Source organism: Halorubrum sp. C191 (assembly GCF_002727095.1).
Taxonomy (GTDB): domain Archaea; phylum Halobacteriota; class Halobacteria; order Halobacteriales; family Haloferacaceae; genus Halorubrum; species Halorubrum ezzemoulense.
In genome coordinates, this window is record NZ_NHNZ01000008.1 from 1 (window position 1) to 613 (window position 613).

Annotated in this window: 1 protein-coding gene and 1 pseudogene; one reads left to right on the top strand and one right to left on the bottom strand. The window is 53.7% G+C overall.

Translation table 11 applies throughout. The annotated features are described in order from the left end of the window. Nucleotides 1-50: 50 nt before the first annotated feature. Entirely contained in the window at nucleotides 51-476 is a 426-nt protein-coding gene (locus Z052_RS00490; RefSeq protein WP_099288484.1) for a hypothetical protein, read from the top strand. Here Z052_RS00490 and Z052_RS00495 read toward each other — a convergent pair. Next, nucleotides 465-613, bottom strand: a pseudogene (locus Z052_RS00495) (IS630 family transposase); the annotation flags it as partial. The gene Z052_RS00490 and the pseudogene Z052_RS00495 sit on opposite strands and share 12 nt — an antisense overlap.

A 613-nucleotide genomic window follows, 5' to 3' on the forward strand; every position in this document is an offset into this window, starting at 1 on the left:
TGTCGATGTGATCGACTGAACTTAAGTCCGAACAGTCAGAGAGCAAATGTATGTCGAACAACCTGATGGACGAGATGGCTCTGGACGACCAGGCCATGCGTCCCATCATCGAGAACTCGGATATCATTGGTGGCGTTTACTACATGAACTACGACGAGTGCGTCATCGTGAGCAACGACAAGTGGAAAGACGAGGCCGGCGGTGTTCCTCGGCATTCGTACCTACTTGCAACAGCTACGGACTGGGACAACCCGGAGGAGTTCGAGGAAGAGGATGCGTACGCGATTCTGCTTCGAGCCACGGGGCCGGAGAAGCTCCCTGCTGAGGATGACTTGATGAAGGTGCGTGAGGAAGCGATGCGGCGGAAAATCACCAACGACACCGCTGTAGATTCCTCTCAGGTGCCGGGGACTAGCGAGGAGATCATGGACGTTCTCACCAAGAACGAAATCCAGTTTTCATACTCACGGACATAAATACGCAAACACATCTGGGATTTCGACCCGGTCGAGTACAGAGAGAGCAGCCTCACGGAGATCGTCGAGTGTGTCAAACAGGCGGTTCCCAAGTTCTTGATCAAGTTGTCTCCAACACTCTTCCGCGGGGTTCAGCT

Bases quoted from the DNA above. Each gene is read 5' to 3' on its own strand.
- Z052_RS00490 (WP_099288484.1), top strand. From the start codon at position 51: ATGTCGAACAACCTGATGGACGAGATGGCTCTGGACGACCAGGCCATG.